The sequence below is a fragment of the Kushneria phosphatilytica genome, from assembly GCF_008247605.1.
Classification (GTDB): Bacteria; Pseudomonadota; Gammaproteobacteria; order Pseudomonadales; family Halomonadaceae; genus Kushneria; species Kushneria phosphatilytica.
In genome coordinates, this window is sequence record NZ_CP043420.1 from 516,843 (window position 1) to 538,306 (window position 21,464).

The window sequence follows — 21,464 nt, forward strand, 5'->3', positions numbered from 1 at the left end:
GAATGGATTGCCCACCGCCGACCATTGGAGTGTTCATGCCCCACACGCCGCATGCCGGTGCGTTACCGGAGCAACTGACCACCACCCGACCGATCGGTGTGATCGCCGATACTCATGGTCTGCTGCGCGAAGAGGCCATCGTGCTGCTCAAGGGGTGCGACCCGATCCTGCATCTGGGTGATGTGGGTGATTTCTCGCTGCTGGAGCGACTGGCAGCGATGGCCCGGCTCTATACCGTGCGGGGTAATATCGACACCCAGTCCTGGTGTGAGCAGTTGCCCTGGCGCCAGGATCTGATCGTCAATGGCTGGCATCTGCACCTGGTACATGACAAGGCGGATTTCGATCCCGCCGCGCCGTGCGATGCCATGCTGCATGGGCACTCTCACAAGGCACTCAATGAGTGGCGTGATACGCCTGATGGCCGCCCCCGGTTGTGGTTCAATCCCGGCGGTGCCGGCAAGCGACGCTTTCGTCTGCCGATCACGCTGGGGCGACTCTGGGCCGAAGAAACGCAACTGCGTCGTGCCATTCTCCACTTGCCACTGATTGATTGAGGCCGCTGCTATGCTGGGCCACACAGATTCGTATCAGGAGCGCAGTATGGATGATCTGACAGGACGGATCGCACTGGTCACCGGTGGTTCACGCGGTATCGGCCATGAAACTGCCGTGACGCTGGCGCGTGCCGGCTGCGATGTCGCCATCAATTTTCTTCATTCCGATGAAGCGGCCGAAGCGGTCGTCAACGAGATCGAAGCGCAGGGGTGTCGAGCGCTGGCAGTGCGGGCCGACGTGGCCGTGGGCGAGGAGGTCAATCGCCTGGTGGATGAGGTCGAGGCCCAGCTGGGCTCGGTCGATATTCTCGTCAACAACGCCGGCATCAACCCCATTTATCCCCCGGACGAGATTGACGAGGCGCGCTGGCAGGAGACCCTGCAGGTCAATCTGACCTCGGCCTTTCTGGCCAGCCAGCGGGTCATTCCAGGCATGCGCAGTCGTGGCTGGGGTAGGGTGATCATGATGTCGTCGATCGCCGCCCAGTTCGGTGGCGTGATCGGCCCCCATTATGCGGCCAGCAAGGCCGGTATGCTGGGGCTGATGCGCAGCTATGCCAAACAGCTGGCTGATCAGGGGGTCACCGCCAATGCCATCGCGCCCGCGCTGATCGAGACCGACATGATTCGCGATAACCCGAACATTACGCCGGATCTGCTGCCGGTGAAGCGCTTCGGCCAGTGTGACGAAGTGGCGGAAACCGTACTGTTAATGGCTCGCAATGGTTACATCAATGGCCAGACGTTCAACCTCAACGGCGGCTGGGTGATGAGCTGAGCAGATGAGCCAGGCGCGTCACCTGCCATTGGCGAGCCTCATGGCTGGCGAAGACAAACGACAAGGGCCCGGCAAAAGCCGGGCCCTTGTCGTTCAGTTGGGAGGATCAGCGGAAGTCGCGTTTTTCCAGTTTGGCGACCACCAGGATGGTCACGCCGCAGGCGACCGCCAATCCCAGAGCCCAGATCAGATACCACATGAGCGTTCTCCTTCAGCAGTTTCCGTATTCAGTAAAGGCCGTGGGCATCGCTTTTGATGTGCTCGACGGTAATACGCCGCCACATCTTGAAGTAACACCAGCTGGTGTAGGCGAGGATGATCGGTACCATCACCAGCGCGACCCAGAACATGATCCGCAGTGTGAGTTCACTCGAGGTGGCATCCCACAGCGTTAGGCTGGCCTTTGGATCGAGACTCGATGGCATGACAAAGGGGAACAGAGCCAGGCCGGCCGTTGCGATGACACCAGCCATCGAGAGCGACGTGGCAATAAAGGCCTGACCGCCTCGTCCGGCGCGCGCCAGACTTGCCGCCACCAGTGCACCGGCGACGGCCAGCAGCGGTGCGATCCACATCAGCGGATTGTCAAAGCGGGTGAGCCAGCTCTGCTGTGAGACCTGTTTGTCGAGCAGGTTCATGGCGGTATTGGTATTGCCGATGGTATCCAGGTGATAGCCCATACCGCTGGCGCTGACCCAGAAGCCGGCCAGTGCAAACAGTACGATCAGCGCAATGGCTGCCAGCTGCACCACACGCGCAGCCCGGTCGGCGACGATCCGATCAGCGCGGGCCAGCAGCCAGGCCGCACCGTGCATGACGATCATGGCCACAGAGATCAGCCCGCAGACGATCGCGAAGGGGTTGAGCAGACCGAAGAAGCTGCCGTCATAAAAGGCTCGCATCATGTCGTCGACCCGGAAGGGCACACCCTGCAGCAGATTGCCGAACGCAACACCGAACACCAGCGTTGGTACGAAACTGCCGAACCAGATCAGCCGATCCCACCAGCCACGCCAGCGACTCGATTCGATCTTGGAGCGGTAGTCGAAGCCGACGGGACGGAAGAACAGCGCCAGCAGTACCAGCAGCATGGCGAAGTAAAAACCCGAGAAGGCCGTGGCATAGACGGGCGGCCAGGCAGCGAAAATGGCGCCGCCGGCAGTGATCAGCCAGACCTGGTTACCATCCCAGTGCGGCGCGATGGTGTTGATCACAACGCGGCGTTCATGGTCGGTACGACCAATCATCGGCATCAGGATGCCGGCGCCCATGTCGAGGCCGTCGGCGATGGCAAATCCGATCAGCAGTACCCCGATCAGCAGCCACCAGATCAGCTTGAGCATTTCATAGTCGAGCATGGTGTCAGCCTCCAATAGCCGGTGAGGGAGTGCCGTGCGTGCTGTCACTCTCGAAGTGATAGCGCCCCGTGTGCAGGCTGGATGGGCCCTGGCGAGCAAAGCGCAGCATCAGCCACATTTCGACGATGAACAGACCCGTATAGACCACCACGAAGCCGGTCAGACTGATCCAGAGATCACGCGCTGTAAGCGATGAAGTGGCCAGGAAGGTCGGCAGGACCTCGCCGATTGCCCAGGGTTGACGCCCGTACTCGGCCACGAACCAGCCGCACTCGACCGCAATCCAGGGCAGTGGGATGGCGAACACACAGAGCCACAACGCGCGACGGTAGTTCGACACCGTTCGGCGCACGCTGATCCAGGTACCGAAGGCGAAGACCAGCAGCATCAGCAGTCCACAGGCGACCATGATGCGGAAGGTGAAGAACAGTGGTGCCACATTGGGGATGGTATCCAGTGCCGCCTGATGGATCTGGGCCGGCGTGGCATTGGCCGGATCCTCGAGATAGCGCAGCATCAGCATGCCGTAGCCGATATCGGCCTGGTGCTGTTCGATGGTCTGACGTACTGCGGGTGAGTCATTACCTTCGCGCAGCTGCTGGAGTGCCGTATAGCCCTTGATACCGCTGATGATACGCTGCTCATGCAGATCGGTGAGCTCATTGAGGCCGGTGACCTGCTCATCCATCGAACGGGTTGCGATCAGCCCCAGTAACCAGGGAATCTGAATGGAGAAGTCGTTTTCGCGGGTTTCCTGATTGGGTATGGCGAACAGGGTGAAATCCGCGGGTGCCGGCTGAGTATCCCATTCGGCTTCGATGGCGGCGAGCTTGTATTTCTGAACATCGCCCATTTCGTAGCCGGATTCGTCTCCCAGTACCATGACCGACAGCACCGCAAACAGCCCGAAGATCGAACCCACGGCAAAGGAGCGTTTGGCGAAAGCCAGATCACGCCCCTTGAGTAGATACCAGGCACTGATACCGACTACAAACAGGGCGCCAGTGCAGTAACCTGCTGCCACGGTATGTACGAACTTGACCTGAGCAACCGGGTTGAAGATGACATCGGCAAAGCTCTGCATCTCCATGCGCATGGTTTCAAAGTTGAACTGGGCGCCGGTGGGGTGCTGCATCCAGCCGTTGGCGATCAGGATCCACAGTGCCGAGAAATTCGAACCGATGGCCACCAGCCAGGTCACCACCATGTGCTGGACCTTGCTCAGTCGATCCCAGCCGAAAAAGAACAGCCCGACAAAGGTGGATTCGAGGAAGAAGGCCATCAGCCCTTCAATGGCCAGCGGGGCGCCAAAGATATCGCCCACATAGTGGGAGTAGTAGGCCCAGTTGGTGCCGAACTGAAACTCCATGGTCAGCCCGGTCGTCACGCCGAGGGCAAAGTTGATACCGAACAGCTTGCCCCAGAAGCGGGTCATGTCACGGTAGATTTCGCGGCCGGTGGCGACATAGGTCGTCTCCATGATGGCCAGCACGAAAGCCAGTCCCAGCGTCAGCGGGACAAAGAGAAAGTGATAGAGCGCGGTGAGGGCAAACTGCCATCTCGAAAGCGCGACGAGCGACTCGGAAATCATGTCCCGGACCCCTTGTCGAATGATCCCCTGATGTCCCCGTGTCAGCGAGCGCGTTGTGCCGGTTCTGTCGCCGGCTGTTCGAGTTATCGCGTACGAGGGCACCACCTGAAAGCCCATGCGACTTTCATGGCCATTTTACGGCCGATATGAAGAATCCCTATAGGGCAGTTTGTCGCATGCGCTTATATATAATGAATTGCTGTTTCAAAATAAAAAACCCATGTCCTGGAATTTTCCAATCAAAAGATGGGTTGTGGTACTGATGGAAAGCAATCCTGTCGTTTTTTTCAGGGTGAACCGTTTTCGGCAAGTTCATATAATAATTGTGGCTGCAATATTTGAACGTCGCGTCCCCTGATGGCGACCAGATGATTGTCCCTGAAGCGTTTGAGCACCCGGCTGACCGTTTCAAGAGCAAGGCCAAGATGATTGCTGATATCGGTTCGTGTCATGGGAAGCCGATAGGTTTTTGAAGAGTGCCCGCACCTCTGAAAGCGCACAGCCAGATTGATCAGAAAACCGGCAATACGCTCATCGGCCGTCTTGCATGACAGCAGGCGAATCAGACGGTGATCCTCTTTCATCTCGCGGCTCATGCTGCGAAATAATTGACTGCGCAGCTGTGGTATCCGTTCGGCCAGCGTCTCCAGATGGCTGAAGGGGATTTCACAAATACAGGTTTTCTCCATGGCATGGGCATAACCGGTATGGTAGCCATCGTCGATACCATCGAATCCCACCAGTTCTCCGGGCAGAAAAAAATGGGTGATCTGCTCATTGCCTGCATGATCAAAATTGACCTGTTTGAGGCTGCCGGAACGAATGGCATAGACGTTTGAAAAATGATCGCCCTGTCTGAAGAGACAATCGCCTGTCGCCAGTGGGGGGCGTCTTTTGATAATGGCATCAAAGTGATCCAGCTCACCGGTTTTCAACGCCACTGGCAGACATAGCGAGCTCAGGCTGCAGGTCTGGCAATGTGCGCCATGAGAACAATAAGGGGTGGCCGACGCAATGGTCATGATTTCATTTCCGTGAGGAGTTCATCGCGCATTCGAAAGGATCTTGTAATAAACAATGATAATGGATTTTCTCTCTGCAGAATTCTCGCTGAAGGTATCAAATTGACTCAGGTAGTGTCACTTGGACACTGTCGACAAGAATCAAAATGACACGCTTTTAATAATAGGTATGGTATTTCAAGCAGTTACAACCTGGCATGAGACTTGCTAAGTCATGATTGTGTTTTTATTGATTTGATCAAAGAGAATGTTTTTATGCTAACTAATGAACAGGCCCGGATTATTGCAACAACCGCACCGGTTGTTGCAGAGCACGCTGAAACCATCGCCAAAACCTTCTATCCGTTAATGTTCGAGCGTTATCCGCATGTGAGATCGATGTTCAACATGCGTCATCAGCAGACCGGAGAGCAGCCCCGGGCGTTGGCACGTTCGGTCGTGGCCTATGCCCTTGATCGGGAGGACCCGGTCGCGCTGGAGCGGCTCATGACACCGATCGTCAACAAGCATGTCGCCATCAATCTGCAGCCCGACCAGTATCCGATCGTGGGCGAGTGCCTGATGGCTGCCATTGGTGAAGTGCTTGGCGATGCCGTCACCCCTGATGTGGCTGACGCGTGGAGCGGACTCTACTGGGAGTTCGCCAATCGACTCATCGATGCCGAAGAGCAGACCTACCGTCAGCTGGAAGAGGCGCCGGGGGGCTGGCGTGGTGAGCGCGAATTCTATCTGATTGATCGTGTGCCGGAGAGCGATGAGATCGTGTCGTTCTACTTCAAACCGGTGGATGGCAAGCCGATCCGAACCTTTCAGCCGGGCCAGTACCTGGGCGTGGCACTCGAGATCGACGGTGAACAGTCCCTGCGTCAGTACAGCCTGACGTCACGGCCGGGGGATGATTTCTATCGCATCTCGGTCAAGCGTGAGGGTCAGGGGCGGGCCAGCCGCCACCTGCATGATCATGTGAAGGTCGGCGATCACGTCAGGCTACTGGCGCCGGTCGGTGAGATGGTACTCGATGATCGCGATGCGCCGGTCATGCTGATCAGTGGTGGTGTGGGCCAGACGCCCATGCTCTCACTCATGGCACAGGCGCTTGATGCAGGGCGCCGGGTGATCTACCTGCATGGCGCACGCAACGCTCGCGTTCATGCCTTTCATGAGCATCTGCAGGCAATGTCCGAACAGTACGGCAGCCAGCTGACCTATCGCTACGTCTACAGTGATCCGGAGACTGCCGATGGCCAGCACCACAAAGGCATCATCGATCGGGCGCTGCTGGCCGACTACCTGCCGCGTGAGGCGACGCCGAGCTGCTACTTCACCGGCCCCACTGGCTTCATGCGTGACCTGGATAACGAGTTGGCTGCTCTTGGTGTCGATGCACCGTATCGTCATTTCGAGTATTTCGGCCCCTCCGGTCAACTGCACTGAGTATCGCTGATACGCCAGCGCACGGCCCCGCAGGTCGAAGGGGCCGTGGCCTGATGGACCGCTGGCGAGGCACGTTACTGCAGTCGCCTGACGCCCAGAATGGTGACTGGTTCCCGAGGGACATCGGCGTGTTGGCCCTTGTGAGTGGTCGGCACGCCGGCGATGGCGTCAACCACGTCCATTCCCGATACCACATGTCCAAAGACGGTGTACCCGGGCGCCTGAAAGTTGCGGTAATCCAGTGTCGGATTGTCGACCAGGTTAATGAAGAACTGGCTGGTAGCCGAGTCCGGTTGGGCGGTACGCGCCATGGCAATGGTGCCACGGGTGTTACTGAGTCCACTCTCCTCCAGTGCCATGGGGGCATGCGTCTTTTTGGGCGAGAGATTCGCTGTCATGCCGCCGCCCTGGATCATGAAGCCGTCGATAACGCGATGAAAGATGGTGCCCTGATAGAAGTCTTCATCGACGTAGCGCAGGAAATTTTTCACCGTGCGAGGCGCCGCCGTAGCATTGAGTTCGAGCTCAATCTTGCCCTGGCTGGTTCTGATTTCGACGTGTGGATGATTGCCATTGGCCAGTGCCAGAGGCGAAAACAGCGACAGTATCAGCAGGCCACTGCGCAGTAATGGTTTCAACATGAAGGGGGCTCCGATAGTAAATGAGACCAGCATCCGGCCGGAAGAGAAGAACCTGCTCGGCCATGAAACACGCAAGGCGATCATTTCCACCCCTCTCGCGCCGCCCATACGGCTGCTTCGGTGCGGGTGCGCATGCCCATCTTCCTGAGCAGGTGACGCATGTGAACCTTGACCGTACCTTCACTGATGTCCAGCCTTCGGCCGATTTCCTTGTTGGCATAGCTGCGTGCAATCAGACGCAGGATGTCGCGTTCTCGCCGGGTCAGCCGGGCGATGAGCACCTCGGGGCCGCTCGCAGGTTCGCGTAGTGCTCGCGCGAGAAGGCCCATGAGTCGTGGGTCGAAGGCATCATCCGAGGTCTCGAGACTGTCAATGGCGGTCAGCAGCTCCTCGGGGGCCGTATCCTTGAGAAGATAACCACTGGCGCCGGCACGAATGGCCGCCAGCACGTCGTCCTGCTCTTCCGAAACGGTCAGCATGACAATGGGGGCCGATACTCCCGCCTCGCGCAGCCGGGTCAGTGTCTCGATACCATCCATACCGGGCATCCGCATATCCAGCAGGATCAGATCCGGCATGTGGCGCTCGCAGATATCCAGCGCCTGCTGGCCGCTTTCGGCCTCGCCACACAGGGTCCAATTCTCGCTCATGGCCAGCAGTTGCTGTACCCCGCGACGAAAAAGCGGATGATCATCCACGATCAGAATGCCCCGGCCCTGCTCGGACTGCGTCATGTCCTGCTCCTTCAACAGTGAATTCAAGCGCCACCCGGGTTCCGCCGGTCTCGCGCCGAGTGAGTTCCAGCGTGGTCCCCAGACTGCGCGCGCGTTCGGCCATGATGATGGTGCCGTAATGATGGGAGCGATTCACCTGCTCGGGCAGGCCAACGCCGTCATCTTCAACGGCCAGTGTAATGTGCCCGTCATGCTCGAGCAGGCTGATTGACACCCGCTGGGCTGCGGCATGCTGAACCACATTGGCCAGTGCCTCGCGCAGAATCTGAACCAGGTGCAACTCCTGATCAGGAGAGAGCCTGTTATCGGCAATGGTCAGGTGGGTATCGATCTCGAAATGACCGCGCTCGGTAAACTCTGCCACCGTTGCATTGACCGCTGCCTTGATGCCGTCTTCGGTCAGACGCAGTCGAAAGGTGACCAGCAATTCGCGCAGTTGACGGTAGGCATGGTCGATGCCATCGCGCAGCTCACCGAGAATGACGCTGGCGGTACTGTCGACCTCCTTTGGCAGGGCGCGGGTCAGCCGCATTGCCTGAATGTTGAGATAGCTGAGCGATTGCGCCAGCGAATCATGCAGCTCGCGAGCGATGACGGCGCGTTCGTCCATCAGCGCCAGACGACGTTTCTGCCGGCCCTGGGCGCGCAGCGCCAGCGCAGCCCCGAGCTGATCGGCCAGGGTTTCACAGATCCGACATTTCCAGTCCGGCAGGGGCGCGCCACCAGGTAGCCGGGCCATCAACATCAGAGGATCCTCTGTCTCCTCCAGCAGGGGGAAAAGATGGGTGTGCGGGGAATCATCCAGGGCGGTCTCCGGTGAGATCAGCGCCAGTTCGGCCGGTGCCATCAGCGCTTCGAAGGGGCTTAGCGCCTGCTGCAGATTGATGGCCTCGGGTGGCGTGGTGGCCAGGTAGCGCGCGTTGTCATAAAGCAGGGAGAGCGCCAGATGGCTCTGTTGCAGGCGGTGGCCGCGCTCTTCGACCTGATCGTTGAGATGCCGGCAGAACACGTCGAGCTGGCCGGCCATGTCATCGATAGTGGCTGCCAGCAGGCCGATCTCATCGTTGCGCCAATAGCCGGTGCGCACCTGAAGCTCGCCGGCACGCAATGCCTCAATCACGCTCAGAAGCCGCCTGAGCGGTCGACGCACATGAAAATGGAGCTGATACGCACCCCAGCCCATCAGCGGCAGGGTGAGCAGTAATAATATGCCCTGCAGGGCACGGAGGCGTGCAATACGCGCTTCGGCCAGATTCTGTAGATTGCCGGTCAATGCATCCAGACCGTTTACATGGGCAGTGATGCGTGCCGCATTCACATTCGTCGCCTGTTCGGGAGTGCGCATATCCGGTCGTAGCGCACTGACCCACTCAAGGTGCAAGGCTGTCAGTTGCTGCGCAACCCTGGCGTTGTACTCCAGGGCTACTGCTTCATCAAGCTGCTGCCAGGTGTGATCCATGGCGTTCAATAGCGCCTGCCACTGTTGTGTATCAGCCGTGGGTGCTTGCGCCTTCAGGCGCCAGGTCTGCATGCGTAGCGAGCCAGCCTGATTGATGACCTGCGCATCATGGCGCGCCGTCTCCGCCAGCCAGCCGCTGGCTACCATTCCGCTCAATGCCAGTAACGATACCCCAGCCAGTATCAGTCCAAGCGTTAAACTCAGTGTGTAGTGCGAGGGCACAAATTGTCGGCCTACCCCCATGTTGCTCTCCTGCGCCGTATGGATACCTCCATGGAGGTAGAAAGAAAAATAAAAGGCTGTCCATTCAGTCTTCTACATAACAGCCAGGCACTATCTCCAATGATATAAAGCACTGATTTTACTTTATTTTCTTCCAGCCCATTTTGACGACGATCAAAAGTCTGCGCAGCCCCCTGTGCAACAGTCGCCCTGACGCCATTTCCACAGGCACAAGGGCATGATCATGAAGGCAGATACCGCATCTCCCCGACGCTCGCAGCAGCGACGTGCGCTGGGTCTCTCGACACTGGCCTTCACGCTTTGCTTTGCGGTCTGGACGATTTTTTCGATCATCGGCGTACGTCTCAAGCAGGAACTGGGACTTTCCGATACCCAGCTCGGGTTGCTGATGGCCACGCCCGTACTGACCGGCTCCGTCAGCCGACTCGTGCTGGGCATCTGGACGGATCGGTTCGGTGGTCGCTGGGTGTTCGGTCTGCTCATGCTGACCTCCAGCGCCTGTGTTTATCTGGTGACGTTCGCAACTACGTATGCACTGCTGCTGCTTGCTGCACTCGGTATCGGACTGGCCGGTGGCTCCTTCATCGTGGGGGTCTCTTATGTTTCGGCCTGGTATGAACGCGAACAACAGGGGACGGCACTGGGGATCTTCGGGGCTGGCAATGTAGGAGCAGCCATTACCAGTTTTGTGGCGCCATCGCTGATGGTCGCACTGGGCTGGCAGGGCACGGCGCTGGTCTATGCCACCGTGTTGAGCGCCATGGGGGTAGCCTTCATGGTGCTGGCTGGCAACGATCCGATGCGTGCCGTTCAGGCGCAGAAACGTACCACGCTGAAAGTACAACTCGCCCCGCTGGCCGATCTTCGTGTATGGCGTTTCTCGCTGTATTACTTCTGTACTTTCGGCAGCTTTGTGGCACTGGCCATGTGGCTGCCGCTGTACCTGATGAACGTTTACGGGCTGGGCCTCACGGCGGCCGGTATGGTGGCCACGCTGTTCTCGGTGCCGGCAGCGCTCTTTCGCATTCTTGGCGGCGTATTGTCCGATCGTATCGGTGCCCGGCGGGTGATGTACTGGACGCTGGGGGTGGGGGCGATCTGCACCTTTCTTCTGAGTTACCCACCGACTCAATACAGCGTGAGCGGCGTGCATGGCACGCTTGAGTTTTCACTCGCCGTTAATCTGCCGGTTTTCATCCTCCTGATTCTTGTGCTGGGTTTCTTCCTGTCGCTGGGGATGGCGGCGGTGTTCAAGCACATCCCGGTTTATTACCCGACCCATGTGGGCGCTGTGGGTGGGGTGGTCGGCATGGTCGGGGGGCTGGGCGGATTTTTCCTGCCACTGACATTTGGCATGCTCAACGATGTGGTAGGCATCTGGCAGAGCTGCTTCATGCTGATGCTGATCATCATCGTGGCGGCACTGTTGTGGATGCATCTGGCAATCCGCCGTCAGGAGCGCCGCGAATGGGCCGCCAATACCCGCGGAGTGGATCTGCCGGAGCTTCTGAGGCCCGGGCACTTCGTGCTCGATGAGTGGCATCCTGAGGATGAGACCTTCTGGCGCCAGCGAGGGGCACGCATTGCCCGGCGCAACCTGTGGATCTCGATCCCCAACCTGCTGCTGGCCTTTGCGGTGTGGTCGATCTGGAGCATCCTGGTGGTACGCCTGCCGCAGCTTGGATTCTCCTATACCCCCAACCAGCTTTTCTGGCTGGCGGCACTGCCGTCACTATCCGGTGCCACGCTGCGTATCTTTTACAGCTTCATGGTGCCGATCTTCGGTGGGCGACGCTGGACAGCCATTTCGACCGCCTCGCTGTTGCTACCGTGCCTGTGGATTGGTGTGGCGGTACAGCACCCGAATACCCCCTATAGCGTGATGCTGATTCTGGCACTGTTGTGCGGTTTCGGCGGGGGCAATTTCGCTTCCAGCATGGCCAACATCAGCTTTTTCTATCCGCAGGCCCAAAAGGGCACTGCCATGGGCCTCAACGCAGGCCTGGGTAATCTGGGGGTTTCGGTACTGCAGCTGATTGGCCCGCTGGTGATTGCCGCTGGCGTGCTGGGGCCGGCCGCCGGTGAGCCGCTGATCGCCCAGCAAGGCGCCTACGCCGGGGAGCCGGTGTGGATTCAGAACATCGCCTTTATCTGGGTGCCGCTGATTGCTCTCGCCGCGATCGCGGCCTGGTTCGGCATGAACGACATCGCCTCGGCGAAATCGTCGTTTCGCGATCAGGCGGTGATCTTCAAGCGGCTGCACAACTGGCTGATGAGCTGGCTGTATCTGGGCACCTTCGGCAGCTTCATCGGTTTTGCCGCAGGCTTTCCGCTGCTCTCCAATATGCAGTTCCCGGATATCGATCCAACCCGCTACGCCTTCCTGGGGCCGCTGGTCGGCGCGTTGGCCCGACCACTGGGCGGTTGGCTTTCCGACCGGTTGGGTGGCGCCCGGGTGACGCTGTGGAACTTCGCCCTGATGGCCGTGGGCGTGACGGGCGTGCTGCTCTTTCTGCCCGAGCACGGCGAGGGCGGCAGCTTTGTCGGTTTCTTCGTGATGTTCATGGTGCTGTTCGTAGCCACCGGCATCGGCAACGGCTCCACCTATCGCATGGTGCCGGTGATCTTTTTCAATCAGCGCCGCCAGGCGCTGGGCGAGGATCATCTCGATGAGGCGCGCGTTCAGGCCAACCGTGAATCCGCTGCCGTGCTTGGCTTCATCTCGGCCATTGCGGCCTACGGCGGCTTCTTCATTCCCAAGTCCTACGGCACCGCCACCGCCATGACCGGCAGCGTGGCGCCCGCCCTCTACGGCTTCATTTTCTTCTATCTCAGCTGCATGGCGCTGACCTGGTGGTATTACGCCCGTCGTAACGCCCCGGCCCCTTGCTAGGCAAGCCTCAGGAGACTGACACATGAGTTACTTTCTCGACCGACTGCAGTACATGAAAAAGGTCCGCACGCCGTTTGCGGGCGGCCACGGCGAGATGCGCGAGGAGAACCGCGAGTGGGAGAACGGCTATCGCGCCCGCTGGCAGCACGACAAGGTAGTGCGCTCCACCCACGGGGTGAACTGCACCGGCTCGTGCAGCTGGAAGATCTACGTCAAGAACGGCCTGGTCACCTGGGAAACCCAGCAGACCGACTACCCGCGCACCCGGCCGGATCTGCCCAGCCACGAGCCGCGCGGCTGCCCGCGCGGGGCGAGTTACTCCTGGTATCTCTACAGTGCCAATCGGCTCAAGTACCCGCTGGTGCGCAAGGCGCTGGTGAAACTCTGGCGCGAAGCGCTTGCGCAGCACCCGGACCCGGTCGATGCCTGGGCCTCGATCGTTGAGGACCCTGCGAAAACCGCGCAGTACAAGCGCCTGCGCGGCATGGGCGGGTTCGTGCGCGCCGACTGGGAGGAGCTGGAAACCCTGGTGGCGGCTTCCAACGTCTATACCGCCAAACAGTACGGCCCGGATCGCATCATCGGCTTTTCGCCGATTCCGGCCATGTCGATGGTCTCCTACGCCGCCGGCGCGCGCTATCTGTCACTGATCGGCGGGGTGTGCCTGTCATTCTACGACTGGTACTGCGACCTGCCGCCGGCCAGCCCGCAGACCTGGGGCGAGCAGACCGACGTGCCGGAATCCGCCGACTGGTACAACTCGAACTACATCATCGCCTGGGGCTCCAACGTGCCCCAGACCCGCACGCCGGATGCGCACTTTTTCACCGAGGTGCGCTACAAGGGCACCAAGACGGTCGCGATCACCCCGGACTACGCCGAGGTCGCCAAGCTCTGCGACGAGTGGCTGAGCCCCACCCAGGGCACTGATTCGGCGCTCGGCATGGCAATGGGTCACGTGATTTTGAAGGAGTTCCATCTTGAGCGGCCCAGCGAATACTTTACCGACTACGTGCGCCGCTACACCGACATGCCGATGCTGGTCGAGCTGGAAGCCCGCGAGGACGGCAGCTTCGTGCCCGGCCGCCAGCTGCGCGCCGCCGACTTTGACCAGGCGCTGGGTCAGGACAACAACCCCGAGTGGAAAACGGTGGCGTGGGACGAGACACGCGATCAGCTCGTGGTGCCGCGCGGCTCGATCGGTTTCCGCTGGGGCGAAAGCGAGGCCGGCCAGGGCCGCTGGAACCTGGAGCCGCGCGACGCCGAGGGCGACGAGGTTCATCTGCGCCTGTCGCAGGTCAACAATCATGACGAGGTGGTGCGGGTCGGCTTCCCCTACTTCGGCCACATCCGCCATGAGCATTTCAACCACGTCGACGGCAACGACGTGCTCTATCACCACCTGCCGGCCCGCCGGCTGACGCTGGCCGACGGTCGCCAGGCGCTGGCGGTGACGGTCTTTGACCTGATGGTCGCCAACTACGGCATCGATCAGGGCCTGACGCTGGCCGGCAGCGAGGACGACGGTGCCACGGCAATCGATCAGATGCGCCCCTACACGCCGGCCTGGCAGGAAGCGATCACCGGCGTGCCGGCCGAGCAGGTGACCAGACTGGCCCGCGAGTTTGCCGACAACGCGGACAAGACCCACGGGCGTTCGATGATCATCGTCGGTGCCGGGCTCAACCACTGGTACCACATGGACATGCAGTACCGGGGCCTGATCAACATGCTGATCCTGTGCGGCTGCATCGGCCAGACCGGCGGCGGCTGGGCCCACTACGTCGGTCAGGAGAAGCTGCGCCCGCAGACCGGCTGGCTGCCGCTGGCGTTCGGGCTGGACTGGAACCGCCCGCCGCGCCAGATGAACGGCACCTCGTTTTTCTACAACCACTCAAGCCAGTGGCGCTTTGAAAAGGTCGAGGTGAAGGACCTGCTCTCGCCGCTGGCCCGCCGCGAGGACTATTCCGGCAGCCTGATCGACTTCAACGTGCGCGCCGAGCGCATGGGCTGGCTGCCCTCCGCCCCGCAGCTCGACACCAATCCGCTGCGCCTGGCCGCGGCCGCCGAAGCCGCCGGCAAGCCACTCAACGACTATGTGATCCATCAGCTCAAAAGCGGCGATCTGCGCTTTGCCTCGGAAGACCCGGACAGCCCGCAGAACTTCCCCCGCAACCTGTTCGTGTGGCGCTCGAACCTGCTGGGCAGCTCCGGCAAGGGCCACGAGTACATGCTCAAGTATCTGCTCGGCACCACCCACGGCCTGCAGGGCAAGGACCTTGGCGAGATGGGCGGGGCGCTGCCGGAAGAGGTCGAATGGCGCGAGGAAGCCCCCGAGGGCAAGCTCGACCTGCTGGTGACGCTCGATTTTCGCATGTCGACCACCTGTCTCTACTCCGACGTGGTGCTGCCCACCGCCACCTGGTACGAGAAGGACGATCTCAACACCTCCGATATGCACCCCTTCATTCACCCGCTGACTGCGGCCACCGATCCGGCCTGGGAATCACGCAGCGACTGGGAGATCTACAAGGGCATTGCAAAAGCCTTTTCCCGCGTGTGCGTGGGGCATCTGGGCGAGGAGACCGACCTGGTCACCCAGCCCCTGCAGCACGACTCCCCCGGAGAGCTGGCCCAGGTGGACGTGAAGGACTGGAAGCGTGGCGAGTGCGAGCCGATCCCGGGGCGCACCCTGCCCAATCTGGTCGCGGTCAAACGCGACTACCCGGCCACCTATGAGCGCTTCACCTCGGTCGGGCCGCTGCTTGATAGCCTTGGTAACGGCGGCAAGGGTATCAACTGGCCCACCGGCCCGGAGATCGACCTGCTCGGCAAGCTCAACCGGCGCAAGTCGGAAGGTCCGGCGGAGGGCCGCCCGATCATCGACAGCGCCATCGACGCCGCCGAGATGATCCTGACGCTCGCTCCCGAGACCAATGGCAAGGTGGCAGTGCGCGCCTGGGAGGCGCTGTCGAAAATCACCGGCCGTGATCATGCCCATCTGGCGCTGCCCAAGTTTGAAGAGAAGATCCGCTTTCGCGACGTGGTGGCCCAGCCGCGCAAGATCATCTCCAGCCCCACCTGGTCAGGGCTCGAGGATGAGCACGTCTCCTACAACGCCGGCTACACCAACGTCCACGAGCTGATCCCGTGGCGCACCTTAAGCGGTCGTCAGCAGTTCTATCAGGACCACGCCTGGATGCGCGCCTTCGGCGAGAGCCTTTTGACCTATCGTCCGCCGATCGACACCCGCGCGGCGATGGCCGGGGTCAAGCGCCCGGACGGCAACCGGAACCCCGAGCGGGTGCTCAACTGGATCACTCCGCACCAGAAGTGGGGCATCCACTCCACCTACTCGGACAACCTTTTGATGCTCACATTGTCGCGCGGCGGGCCGATCGTGTGGCTCTCAGAGGATGATGCGAAGTCGCTGGGTGTGGAGGACAACGACTGGATCGAGCTCTACAACGCCAACGGTTCGATCGCCGCGCGGGCGGTGGTGAGTCAGCGGGTCAAGAATGGCATGGCGATGATGTATCACGCCCAGGAGCGCATTGTGAATGTGCCGGGCTCGGAGATCAGCGGTACCCGCGGTGGCATCCACAACTCGGTCACCCGCGTGTGTCCCAAGCCCACGCACATGATCGGCGGCTACGCCCAGCTCTCGTATGGCTTCAACTACTACGGCACTGTCGGCTCCAACCGTGATGAGTTCGTGGTCGTGCGCCGCATGCACCACATCAAATGGCTGGATGAGGAGGGTACTGACAGCGTGCAGGAGCCCGTCAAAAGGTGAGACTTCATTGAACGTATCAGGCGCTCCACCGGAGCGCCTGATACGTTTAAAGGGTGAAGAACGTCACGCTTATCGTTCAGCAGATCACAGGCACCGATAATGAATATTCAGCTCAAGCGCATCTACGACCCATATGACAGGAATGACGGCTACCGCGTGCTGGTCGATGGCATGTGGCCAAGAGGTGTGGCGAAGGAAGACGCCCATATCGATGAATGGTATCGCGACATTGCCCCCTCGAAGGGACTGGTCAAATGGTTTGGTCATGATCGCGACCGCTGGCACGGCTTTTACGAGGCCTATCGCAGGGAACTGCGCGAGAGGGATTCCACGCTGTCGCAGACGCTTCGAGAACACGCCCGAAATGAAGGGCTGACGCTACTTTTTGCGGCGAAGGATGAAGAGTGCAACAACGCCGTGGTCCTCAGGGATTTTCTGAAACGTACCCATTGAGCGCTGTGTCGGACAATCACTGCCCGGGCCAACCCCCGGGTTCAAGCCATAAGATCATCGACCCTGGCAGGTTGGCCGACGGCCAGACTCGAACACCGGACAGGGGACAGAGTGTTGTTCGAGTGTCACTGCTGCCAATCGCAGAATCTCCAGCATGGCTGGCGAGCCCATGTTTATCCGCATGGCCACTTCCAGTGAGGTTATCACTGTCGTCTCTTCGGGCATTCTCGCACTGAAGGGCAAGACCTGAAGCAGCTTGCAGGTCATGCCGGCTCAGCCATGGGTGATCAGGAAGGTGCCAGCCTTCAATTGATGGCTCATCTGACATCTCTTTGCTCAACCCTTGAAGAAGGCCCTGAAGGCAGTAAGTGAAATCATTCGGCCTTACTCCCAAAGAACCTGTTTTCCCTGCAAGCCATGTCGGAGAGAGTGCCTCCCATTGTCATGTCATTGAATTAAAAGGGTTTATTGGTGATCCTGGGAGCTATTACCAAAGAGGTAGTTCGGCGCGCTTCTGCTTTTTCGTCTTGATCTGAATCAAAACCCCTTCGGCTGCAAGCGCACATGGTGTGCCCATGAAACAGCGCGGGCCCTGACACGCCGCCCGCGCGTCAGCCGGAGACCGTGATCATGAGAATTCGCTCCCAGGTGGGCATGGTGCTGAATCTCGATAAGTGCATCGGGTGCCACACCTGTTCGGTGACCTGCAAGAACGTCTGGACCAGTCGCGAGGGGGTAGAGTACGCCTGGTTCAATAACGTTGAGACCAAGCCGGGGGTCGGTTATCCGAAAGAGTGGGAGAATCAGCAGAAGTGGAAGGGCGGCTGGCTCAGGCGCCGAGATGGCAGTATCGAACCCCGTATCGGTGGGCGCTTTCGAGTATTGGCCAAACTCTTTGCCAACCCCGATCTACCCGAGATCGATGATTACTATGAACCATTCGATTTCGACTATCAGCACCTGCATCGTGCCGGTGAGAGCAGGCACCAGCCGGTGGCGCGGCCTCGCTCGCTGATCAGCGGTCAGCGTATGCAGAAGGTCGAATGGGGCCCGAATTGGGAGGAGATCCTCGGCACCGAGTTTGAAAAACGCCGCCGCGACAGAAATTTCGACCGCATCCAGGCCGATATCTACGGGCAGTTTGAAAATACTTTCATGATGTATCTGCCCCGGCTGTGCGAACACTGCCTTAACCCGGCTTGTGTTGCTTCCTGCCCGAGTGGGGCGATCTACAAGCGCGAGGAAGACGGTATTGTACTGATCGATCAGGACAAGTGCCGCGGCTGGCGCATGTGCGTCTCGGGTTGCCCGTACAAGAAGATCTATTACAACTGGAAAAGCGGTAAATCCGAAAAATGCATCTTTTGCTACCCACGCATCGAATCGGGTCAGCCGACCATCTGTTCGGAAACCTGCGTGGGCCGCATTCGCTCGCTCGGTGTGTTGCTCTATGACGCCGATCGAATCGAGGAAGTTGCCTCAAGCACCGATGAGCAGGATCTCTATCATCGTCAGTGTGAGATATTTCTCGATCCACATGATCCCGAGGTGATCGCCCAGGCGCGGCGCGACGGTATTGACGATAACGTCATCAAGGCCGCTCAGGCATCGCCGGTCTACAAGATGGCCATCGATTGGCAACTGGCCTTGCCTCTGCATCCCGAGTACCGAACGTTGCCAATGGTCTGGTATGTGCCGCCACTTTCGCCGATCCAGTCCGCCTTCGATCTCGATAGTATGCCGTCAGATGGCGTGCTGCCGGATATCGAATCGCTGCGTATCCCGGTGCGCTATCTGGCCAATCTGCTTACCGCTGGTGACGAAGCGCCCGTTGTGCGGGCCCTCAGGCGTCTGATGGCAATGCGCCTGTACAAGCGCGCCCAGCAGGTCGAGGGGTATGAGGCCACCGAGATCCTGGAGGCGGTGGGGCTTACGGCAGCACAGATCGAAGAGATGTACCGTTATCTGGCGCTGGCCAATTACGAGGACCGTTTCGTGATTCCCTCCTCCCACCGCGAGCAGGCCCGTGAGGCCTTCCCGGAGCGCGGCGGCTGCGGCTTCTCCTTTGGCCAGGGGTGCAACGGGGGGGATAGCGCCGCCAGCCTGTTCGGCGGGCGCCGCCAGACGTCCACCCTGGTGAAGCCGGTCTCCTACTACGAGCCTGAAGTGACTCACGCCGATGAGCGGGAGGATCGCCATGCGTAGCCTGATCGTTCTGGCACGGCTACTGGATTATCCCACCCTGGCGTTGCAGCAGGCAGCCGATGAAATGAGGGCGGTCATCGAAGCCGAATCCCATCTGCCGTGGGTACGGCGTCAGTCGTTGATGCAATGGATCGAGCGGATTGCCGAAAGCGACCTGCTCGATCTGCAGGCTGATTATGTGGCGCTTTTCGATCGCGGTCGCGCGACGTCTCTGCTGCTGTTCGAACACGTCCACGGTGAATCCCGTGATCGTGGTCAGGCGATGGTCGATCTGCTGGCGCAATACCGTGCGGCCGGGTTTGAACTCGACGCCCGGGAGCTGCCGGACTACCTGCCGCTCTTTCTGGAATATCTCTCCACTCGCCCCGAAGAAGTCATTGCTCAACAGCTGGGCGATATTGCCCACATCCTGGCGCGTCTGACTGCGCGGCTGGAGGAGCGGGAAGCCGATCAGGCACTGGCTACGGCGACGCTGCTGGCACTTATTGGTGCCGAGGATGAGATCACCGAGCATCAAAAGCAGGTGCGCGAGGAGAAGCGCGATGACACCCCCGCGGCTCTGGACGCGGTATGGGAAGAAGAGGCCGTGCGTTTTTCGGCCAGCTCGGATCAGGATTGCGCGGTTCGCTCCGCTGCCGGCCAGCGTCGCGCCCGGCAGCGTCAGAACGAAAAAGAGCGTGCCGAGCCAGTGCGTATCATCGATCCTGCCACCTCGGTCGGCAGGGAGTCTCACTCCCACTGAGCCACAGGAGCATTATCATGCTGGACTATCTGAATACCCTGCTGTTCGGGCTTTATCCTTATCTGGCCGGCTCGGTCTTTCTGATCGGCAGTCTGGTGCGTTTTGATCATGGGCAGTACACCTGGAAAACGGGCTCCAGCCAGCTGCTGAGCAAGCGTCGCCTGCGCCTGGGAAGCAATCTTTTTCATATTGGTGTACTGGTGATCTTTTTCGGACATCTGGTGGGTCTGCTAACGCCGCACTGGGCCTATGCATGGATGATCACACCGGGACACAAGCAGATCATGGCCATCGTGGTTGGCGGGATTGCCGGGGTGATGTGTCTGGCCGGCGGGTTGATCCTGCTCCATCGACGTCTGTTCGATCCTCGTGTGCGTGCCAGCTCCAGTGTGGCGGATATCATGATTCTGTCGCTTTTAATGGTGCAGGTCACACTGGGCCTTCTGACCATTGCCTTCGCTGTGCACCACCTGGACGGTAGCGTGATGCTGCAGCTGGCCGAGTGGGCGCAATCGATCGTCTTCTTCCGTGGCGATGCGGCAGCGCACCTCTCCGAGGTTGGCGTGATCTACAAGCTTCATATCTTCGTCGGATTAACCATTATTCTGGTCTTTCCATTTACCCGTCTGGTGCATGTCTGGAGCGCACCGCTGTGGTATGTCGGTCGCCGTTATCAACTGGTACGTCGGCGTGCCTGAAACGCAAGTCATGGTGTCAGGAAGCTCACATGGAACTGATTGAAACCCGTTCGTTACCAGCTGAACCGACGCTGTCGCTGCCTGAAATCAGGGTGGGGGGGCGCGTACTCGAGCCCGCCATGATCGCCGCGGAAATGCAGTATCATCCTGCTGCATCGTCGCATGAAGCTCAGTTGGAGGCTGCTCGAGCATTGGTGGTGCGGGAGTTGATGGCCCGGCGTGCCGAAATGCTTGGCTTCAGGATCACCGAAGAGAATGAACAACACTGCGTGAGCCAGCTTCTGGAATGTGAAATCGATGTGCCCGAGCCGGACGACGCAGCCTGTCGTCGTTACTTCGAGGCTAACCGCGATCGCTTTTCACAGCCGCCTCGGTATCGCGTGCGTCATATTCTGCTGCCGGCGGCGCCGGATGATCAGATGGCACGTGATCAGGCTCGGGCATTGGGTAATGAGCTGCTGGCCGAGTTGTCACACAATCCCGAACGCTTTGACGAGTTGGCGCAGCGCTATTCGGCCTGCCCCTCGAAAGAGAGCGGCGGAGCACTGGGGGAACTGCGCCCCGGTCAGACCGTACCCGAGCTCGACAACATCCTGAAGCGCCTGCCCGAAGGACTCTGCAAACGACCACTGGCCTCGCGTTATGGTTGGCATCTGGTCTCTCTCGATGAGCGTCTGGATGGCCAACCCGCTGATTTCGAAACAGTTCGGGATCGGGTTCGCAGGGTACTCCACGAGCAGTCGACTCGACGGGCACTGCGTCACTATCTGCTGGCACTGGCAGAGGAAATCGGTGTCGAGGGCATTTGCCTGGACGATGACGCAGCGGGCGCGTTGATGCAGTAACCCGGCCGGCCGGTC

The 21,464-nt window shown here is 60.0% G+C and carries 17 protein-coding genes; 10 read left to right on the forward strand and 7 right to left on the reverse strand.

The genetic code is table 11. The annotated features are described in order from the left end of the window. Positions 1-35 precede the first annotated feature (35 nt). The gene (locus FY550_RS02275; protein ID WP_070981333.1) at positions 36-557 is read left to right on the forward strand and encodes a metallophosphoesterase family protein; all 522 of its coding nucleotides are present in this window, start codon (positions 36-38) and stop codon (positions 555-557) included. 46 nt (positions 558-603) lie between these two features. Beyond that, positions 604-1,335: an SDR family NAD(P)-dependent oxidoreductase gene (locus FY550_RS02280; protein WP_070981335.1), complete on the forward strand. Its 732-nt coding sequence runs from the start codon at positions 604-606 to the stop codon at positions 1,333-1,335. A 106-nt stretch (positions 1,336-1,441) separates the two neighbouring features. Here FY550_RS02280 and FY550_RS02285 read toward each other — a convergent pair whose 3' ends face one another. The 4 genes from FY550_RS02285 to fnr form a co-directional block, all read right to left on the reverse strand. Continuing rightward, positions 1,442-1,534: a cytochrome bd oxidase small subunit, CydX/CbdX family gene (locus FY550_RS02285; protein WP_149054327.1), complete on the reverse strand. Its 93-nt coding sequence runs from the start codon at positions 1,532-1,534 to the stop codon at positions 1,442-1,444. Positions 1,535-1,562: 28 nt separating this feature from the next. Then, positions 1,563-2,693, reverse strand: coding sequence for a cytochrome d ubiquinol oxidase subunit II (gene cydB / locus FY550_RS02290; protein ID WP_070981337.1), 1,131 nt, complete (start codon positions 2,691-2,693; stop codon positions 1,563-1,565). A 4-nt stretch (positions 2,694-2,697) separates the two neighbouring features. Continuing rightward, positions 2,698-4,284 carry a cytochrome ubiquinol oxidase subunit I gene (locus FY550_RS02295; RefSeq protein ID WP_070981338.1) on the reverse strand — a complete coding sequence of 529 codons (1,587 nt, stop codon included), beginning with the start codon at positions 4,282-4,284 and terminating at the stop codon, positions 2,698-2,700. A 287-nt stretch (positions 4,285-4,571) separates the two neighbouring features. Continuing rightward, positions 4,572-5,306, reverse strand: a complete 735-nt coding sequence (gene fnr, locus FY550_RS02300; protein ID WP_070981339.1) for a fumarate/nitrate reduction transcriptional regulator Fnr — start codon at positions 5,304-5,306, stop codon at positions 4,572-4,574. Positions 5,307-5,561: 255 nt separating this feature from the next. Here fnr and hmpA point away from each other — a divergent pair, with 255 nt between their 5' ends. Beyond that, entirely contained in the window at positions 5,562-6,740 is a 1,179-nt protein-coding gene (hmpA, locus tag FY550_RS02305; protein ID WP_070981340.1) for an NO-inducible flavohemoprotein, read from the forward strand. Between the two features lie 74 nt (positions 6,741-6,814). Here the strand turns inward: hmpA and FY550_RS02310 are convergent, their stop codons facing one another. The 3 genes from FY550_RS02310 to FY550_RS02320 form a co-directional block, all read right to left on the reverse strand. Continuing rightward, complete coding sequence (locus tag FY550_RS02310) at positions 6,815-7,381, reverse strand: peptidylprolyl isomerase (protein ID WP_070981866.1); 567 nt, start codon at positions 7,379-7,381, stop codon at positions 6,815-6,817. A gap of 80 nt (positions 7,382-7,461) precedes the next feature. Next, a complete protein-coding gene (gene narL / locus FY550_RS02315) occupies positions 7,462-8,115 on the reverse strand; it encodes a two-component system response regulator NarL (RefSeq protein ID WP_070981342.1) in 654 nt (217 codons plus the stop codon). Further along, complete coding sequence (locus tag FY550_RS02320) at positions 8,072-9,817, reverse strand: histidine kinase (RefSeq protein WP_070981344.1); 1,746 nt, start codon at positions 9,815-9,817, stop codon at positions 8,072-8,074. Before FY550_RS02320 ends, narL begins: the two co-directional genes overlap by 44 nt. A gap of 223 nt (positions 9,818-10,040) precedes the next feature. On the opposite strand from FY550_RS02320, the gene FY550_RS02325 reads away from it, so the two are divergent. The 7 genes from FY550_RS02325 (at position 10,041) to FY550_RS02355 (ending at position 21,449) form a co-directional block, all read left to right on the forward strand. Then, positions 10,041-12,710 (forward strand): nitrate/nitrite transporter, encoded by a 2,670-nt coding sequence (locus tag FY550_RS02325; protein ID WP_070981867.1) that lies wholly within the window; start codon positions 10,041-10,043, stop codon positions 12,708-12,710. A gap of 22 nt (positions 12,711-12,732) precedes the next feature. After that, on the forward strand, positions 12,733-16,506 hold the full coding sequence (locus tag FY550_RS02330; protein WP_070981347.1) for a nitrate reductase subunit alpha: 3,774 nt from the start codon (positions 12,733-12,735) through the stop codon (positions 16,504-16,506). A gap of 99 nt (positions 16,507-16,605) precedes the next feature. Beyond that, entirely contained in the window at positions 16,606-16,959 is a 354-nt protein-coding gene (locus FY550_RS02335) for a DUF488 domain-containing protein (RefSeq protein WP_070981349.1), read from the forward strand. Positions 16,960-17,589: 630 nt separating this feature from the next. After that, entirely contained in the window at positions 17,590-19,164 is a 1,575-nt protein-coding gene (narH, locus tag FY550_RS02340) for a nitrate reductase subunit beta (protein ID WP_070981351.1), read from the forward strand. Next, on the forward strand, positions 19,157-19,906 hold the full coding sequence (gene narJ / locus FY550_RS02345; RefSeq protein ID WP_070981354.1) for a nitrate reductase molybdenum cofactor assembly chaperone: 750 nt from the start codon (positions 19,157-19,159) through the stop codon (positions 19,904-19,906). Before narH ends, narJ begins: the two co-directional genes overlap by 8 nt. Before the next feature lie 17 nt (positions 19,907-19,923). Next, a complete protein-coding gene (gene narI, locus FY550_RS02350) occupies positions 19,924-20,604 on the forward strand; it encodes a respiratory nitrate reductase subunit gamma (protein WP_070981356.1) in 681 nt (226 codons plus the stop codon). A gap of 29 nt (positions 20,605-20,633) precedes the next feature. Further along, complete coding sequence (locus FY550_RS02355) at positions 20,634-21,449, forward strand: peptidylprolyl isomerase (RefSeq protein WP_070981358.1); 816 nt, start codon at positions 20,634-20,636, stop codon at positions 21,447-21,449. The last annotated feature ends 15 nt before the right edge of the window (positions 21,450-21,464 follow it).

Coding starts and splice junctions, on each gene's coding strand:
- FY550_RS02275 (WP_070981333.1), top strand. CDS start 36: ATGCCCCACACGCCGCATGCCGGTGCGTTACCGGAGCAACTGACCACC.
- FY550_RS02280 (WP_070981335.1), top strand. CDS start 604: ATGGATGATCTGACAGGACGGATCGCACTGGTCACCGGTGGTTCACGC.
- FY550_RS02285 (WP_149054327.1), bottom strand. CDS start 1,534: ATGTGGTATCTGATCTGGGCTCTGGGATTGGCGGTCGCCTGCGGCGTG.
- cydB (WP_070981337.1), bottom strand. CDS start 2,693: ATGCTCGACTATGAAATGCTCAAGCTGATCTGGTGGCTGCTGATCGGG.
- FY550_RS02295 (WP_070981338.1), bottom strand. CDS start 4,284: ATGATTTCCGAGTCGCTCGTCGCGCTTTCGAGATGGCAGTTTGCCCTC.
- fnr (WP_070981339.1), bottom strand. CDS start 5,306: ATGACCATTGCGTCGGCCACCCCTTATTGTTCTCATGGCGCACATTGC.
- hmpA (WP_070981340.1), top strand. CDS start 5,562: ATGCTAACTAATGAACAGGCCCGGATTATTGCAACAACCGCACCGGTT.
- FY550_RS02310 (WP_070981866.1), bottom strand. CDS start 7,381: ATGTTGAAACCATTACTGCGCAGTGGCCTGCTGATACTGTCGCTGTTT.
- narL (WP_070981342.1), bottom strand. CDS start 8,115: ATGACGCAGTCCGAGCAGGGCCGGGGCATTCTGATCGTGGATGATCAT.
- FY550_RS02320 (WP_070981344.1), bottom strand. CDS start 9,817: ATGGGGGTAGGCCGACAATTTGTGCCCTCGCACTACACACTGAGTTTA.
- FY550_RS02325 (WP_070981867.1), top strand. CDS start 10,041: ATGAAGGCAGATACCGCATCTCCCCGACGCTCGCAGCAGCGACGTGCG.
- FY550_RS02330 (WP_070981347.1), top strand. CDS start 12,733: ATGAGTTACTTTCTCGACCGACTGCAGTACATGAAAAAGGTCCGCACG.
- FY550_RS02335 (WP_070981349.1), top strand. CDS start 16,606: ATGAATATTCAGCTCAAGCGCATCTACGACCCATATGACAGGAATGAC.
- narH (WP_070981351.1), top strand. CDS start 17,590: ATGAGAATTCGCTCCCAGGTGGGCATGGTGCTGAATCTCGATAAGTGC.
- narJ (WP_070981354.1), top strand. CDS start 19,157: ATGCGTAGCCTGATCGTTCTGGCACGGCTACTGGATTATCCCACCCTG.
- narI (WP_070981356.1), top strand. CDS start 19,924: ATGCTGGACTATCTGAATACCCTGCTGTTCGGGCTTTATCCTTATCTG.
- FY550_RS02355 (WP_070981358.1), top strand. CDS start 20,634: ATGGAACTGATTGAAACCCGTTCGTTACCAGCTGAACCGACGCTGTCG.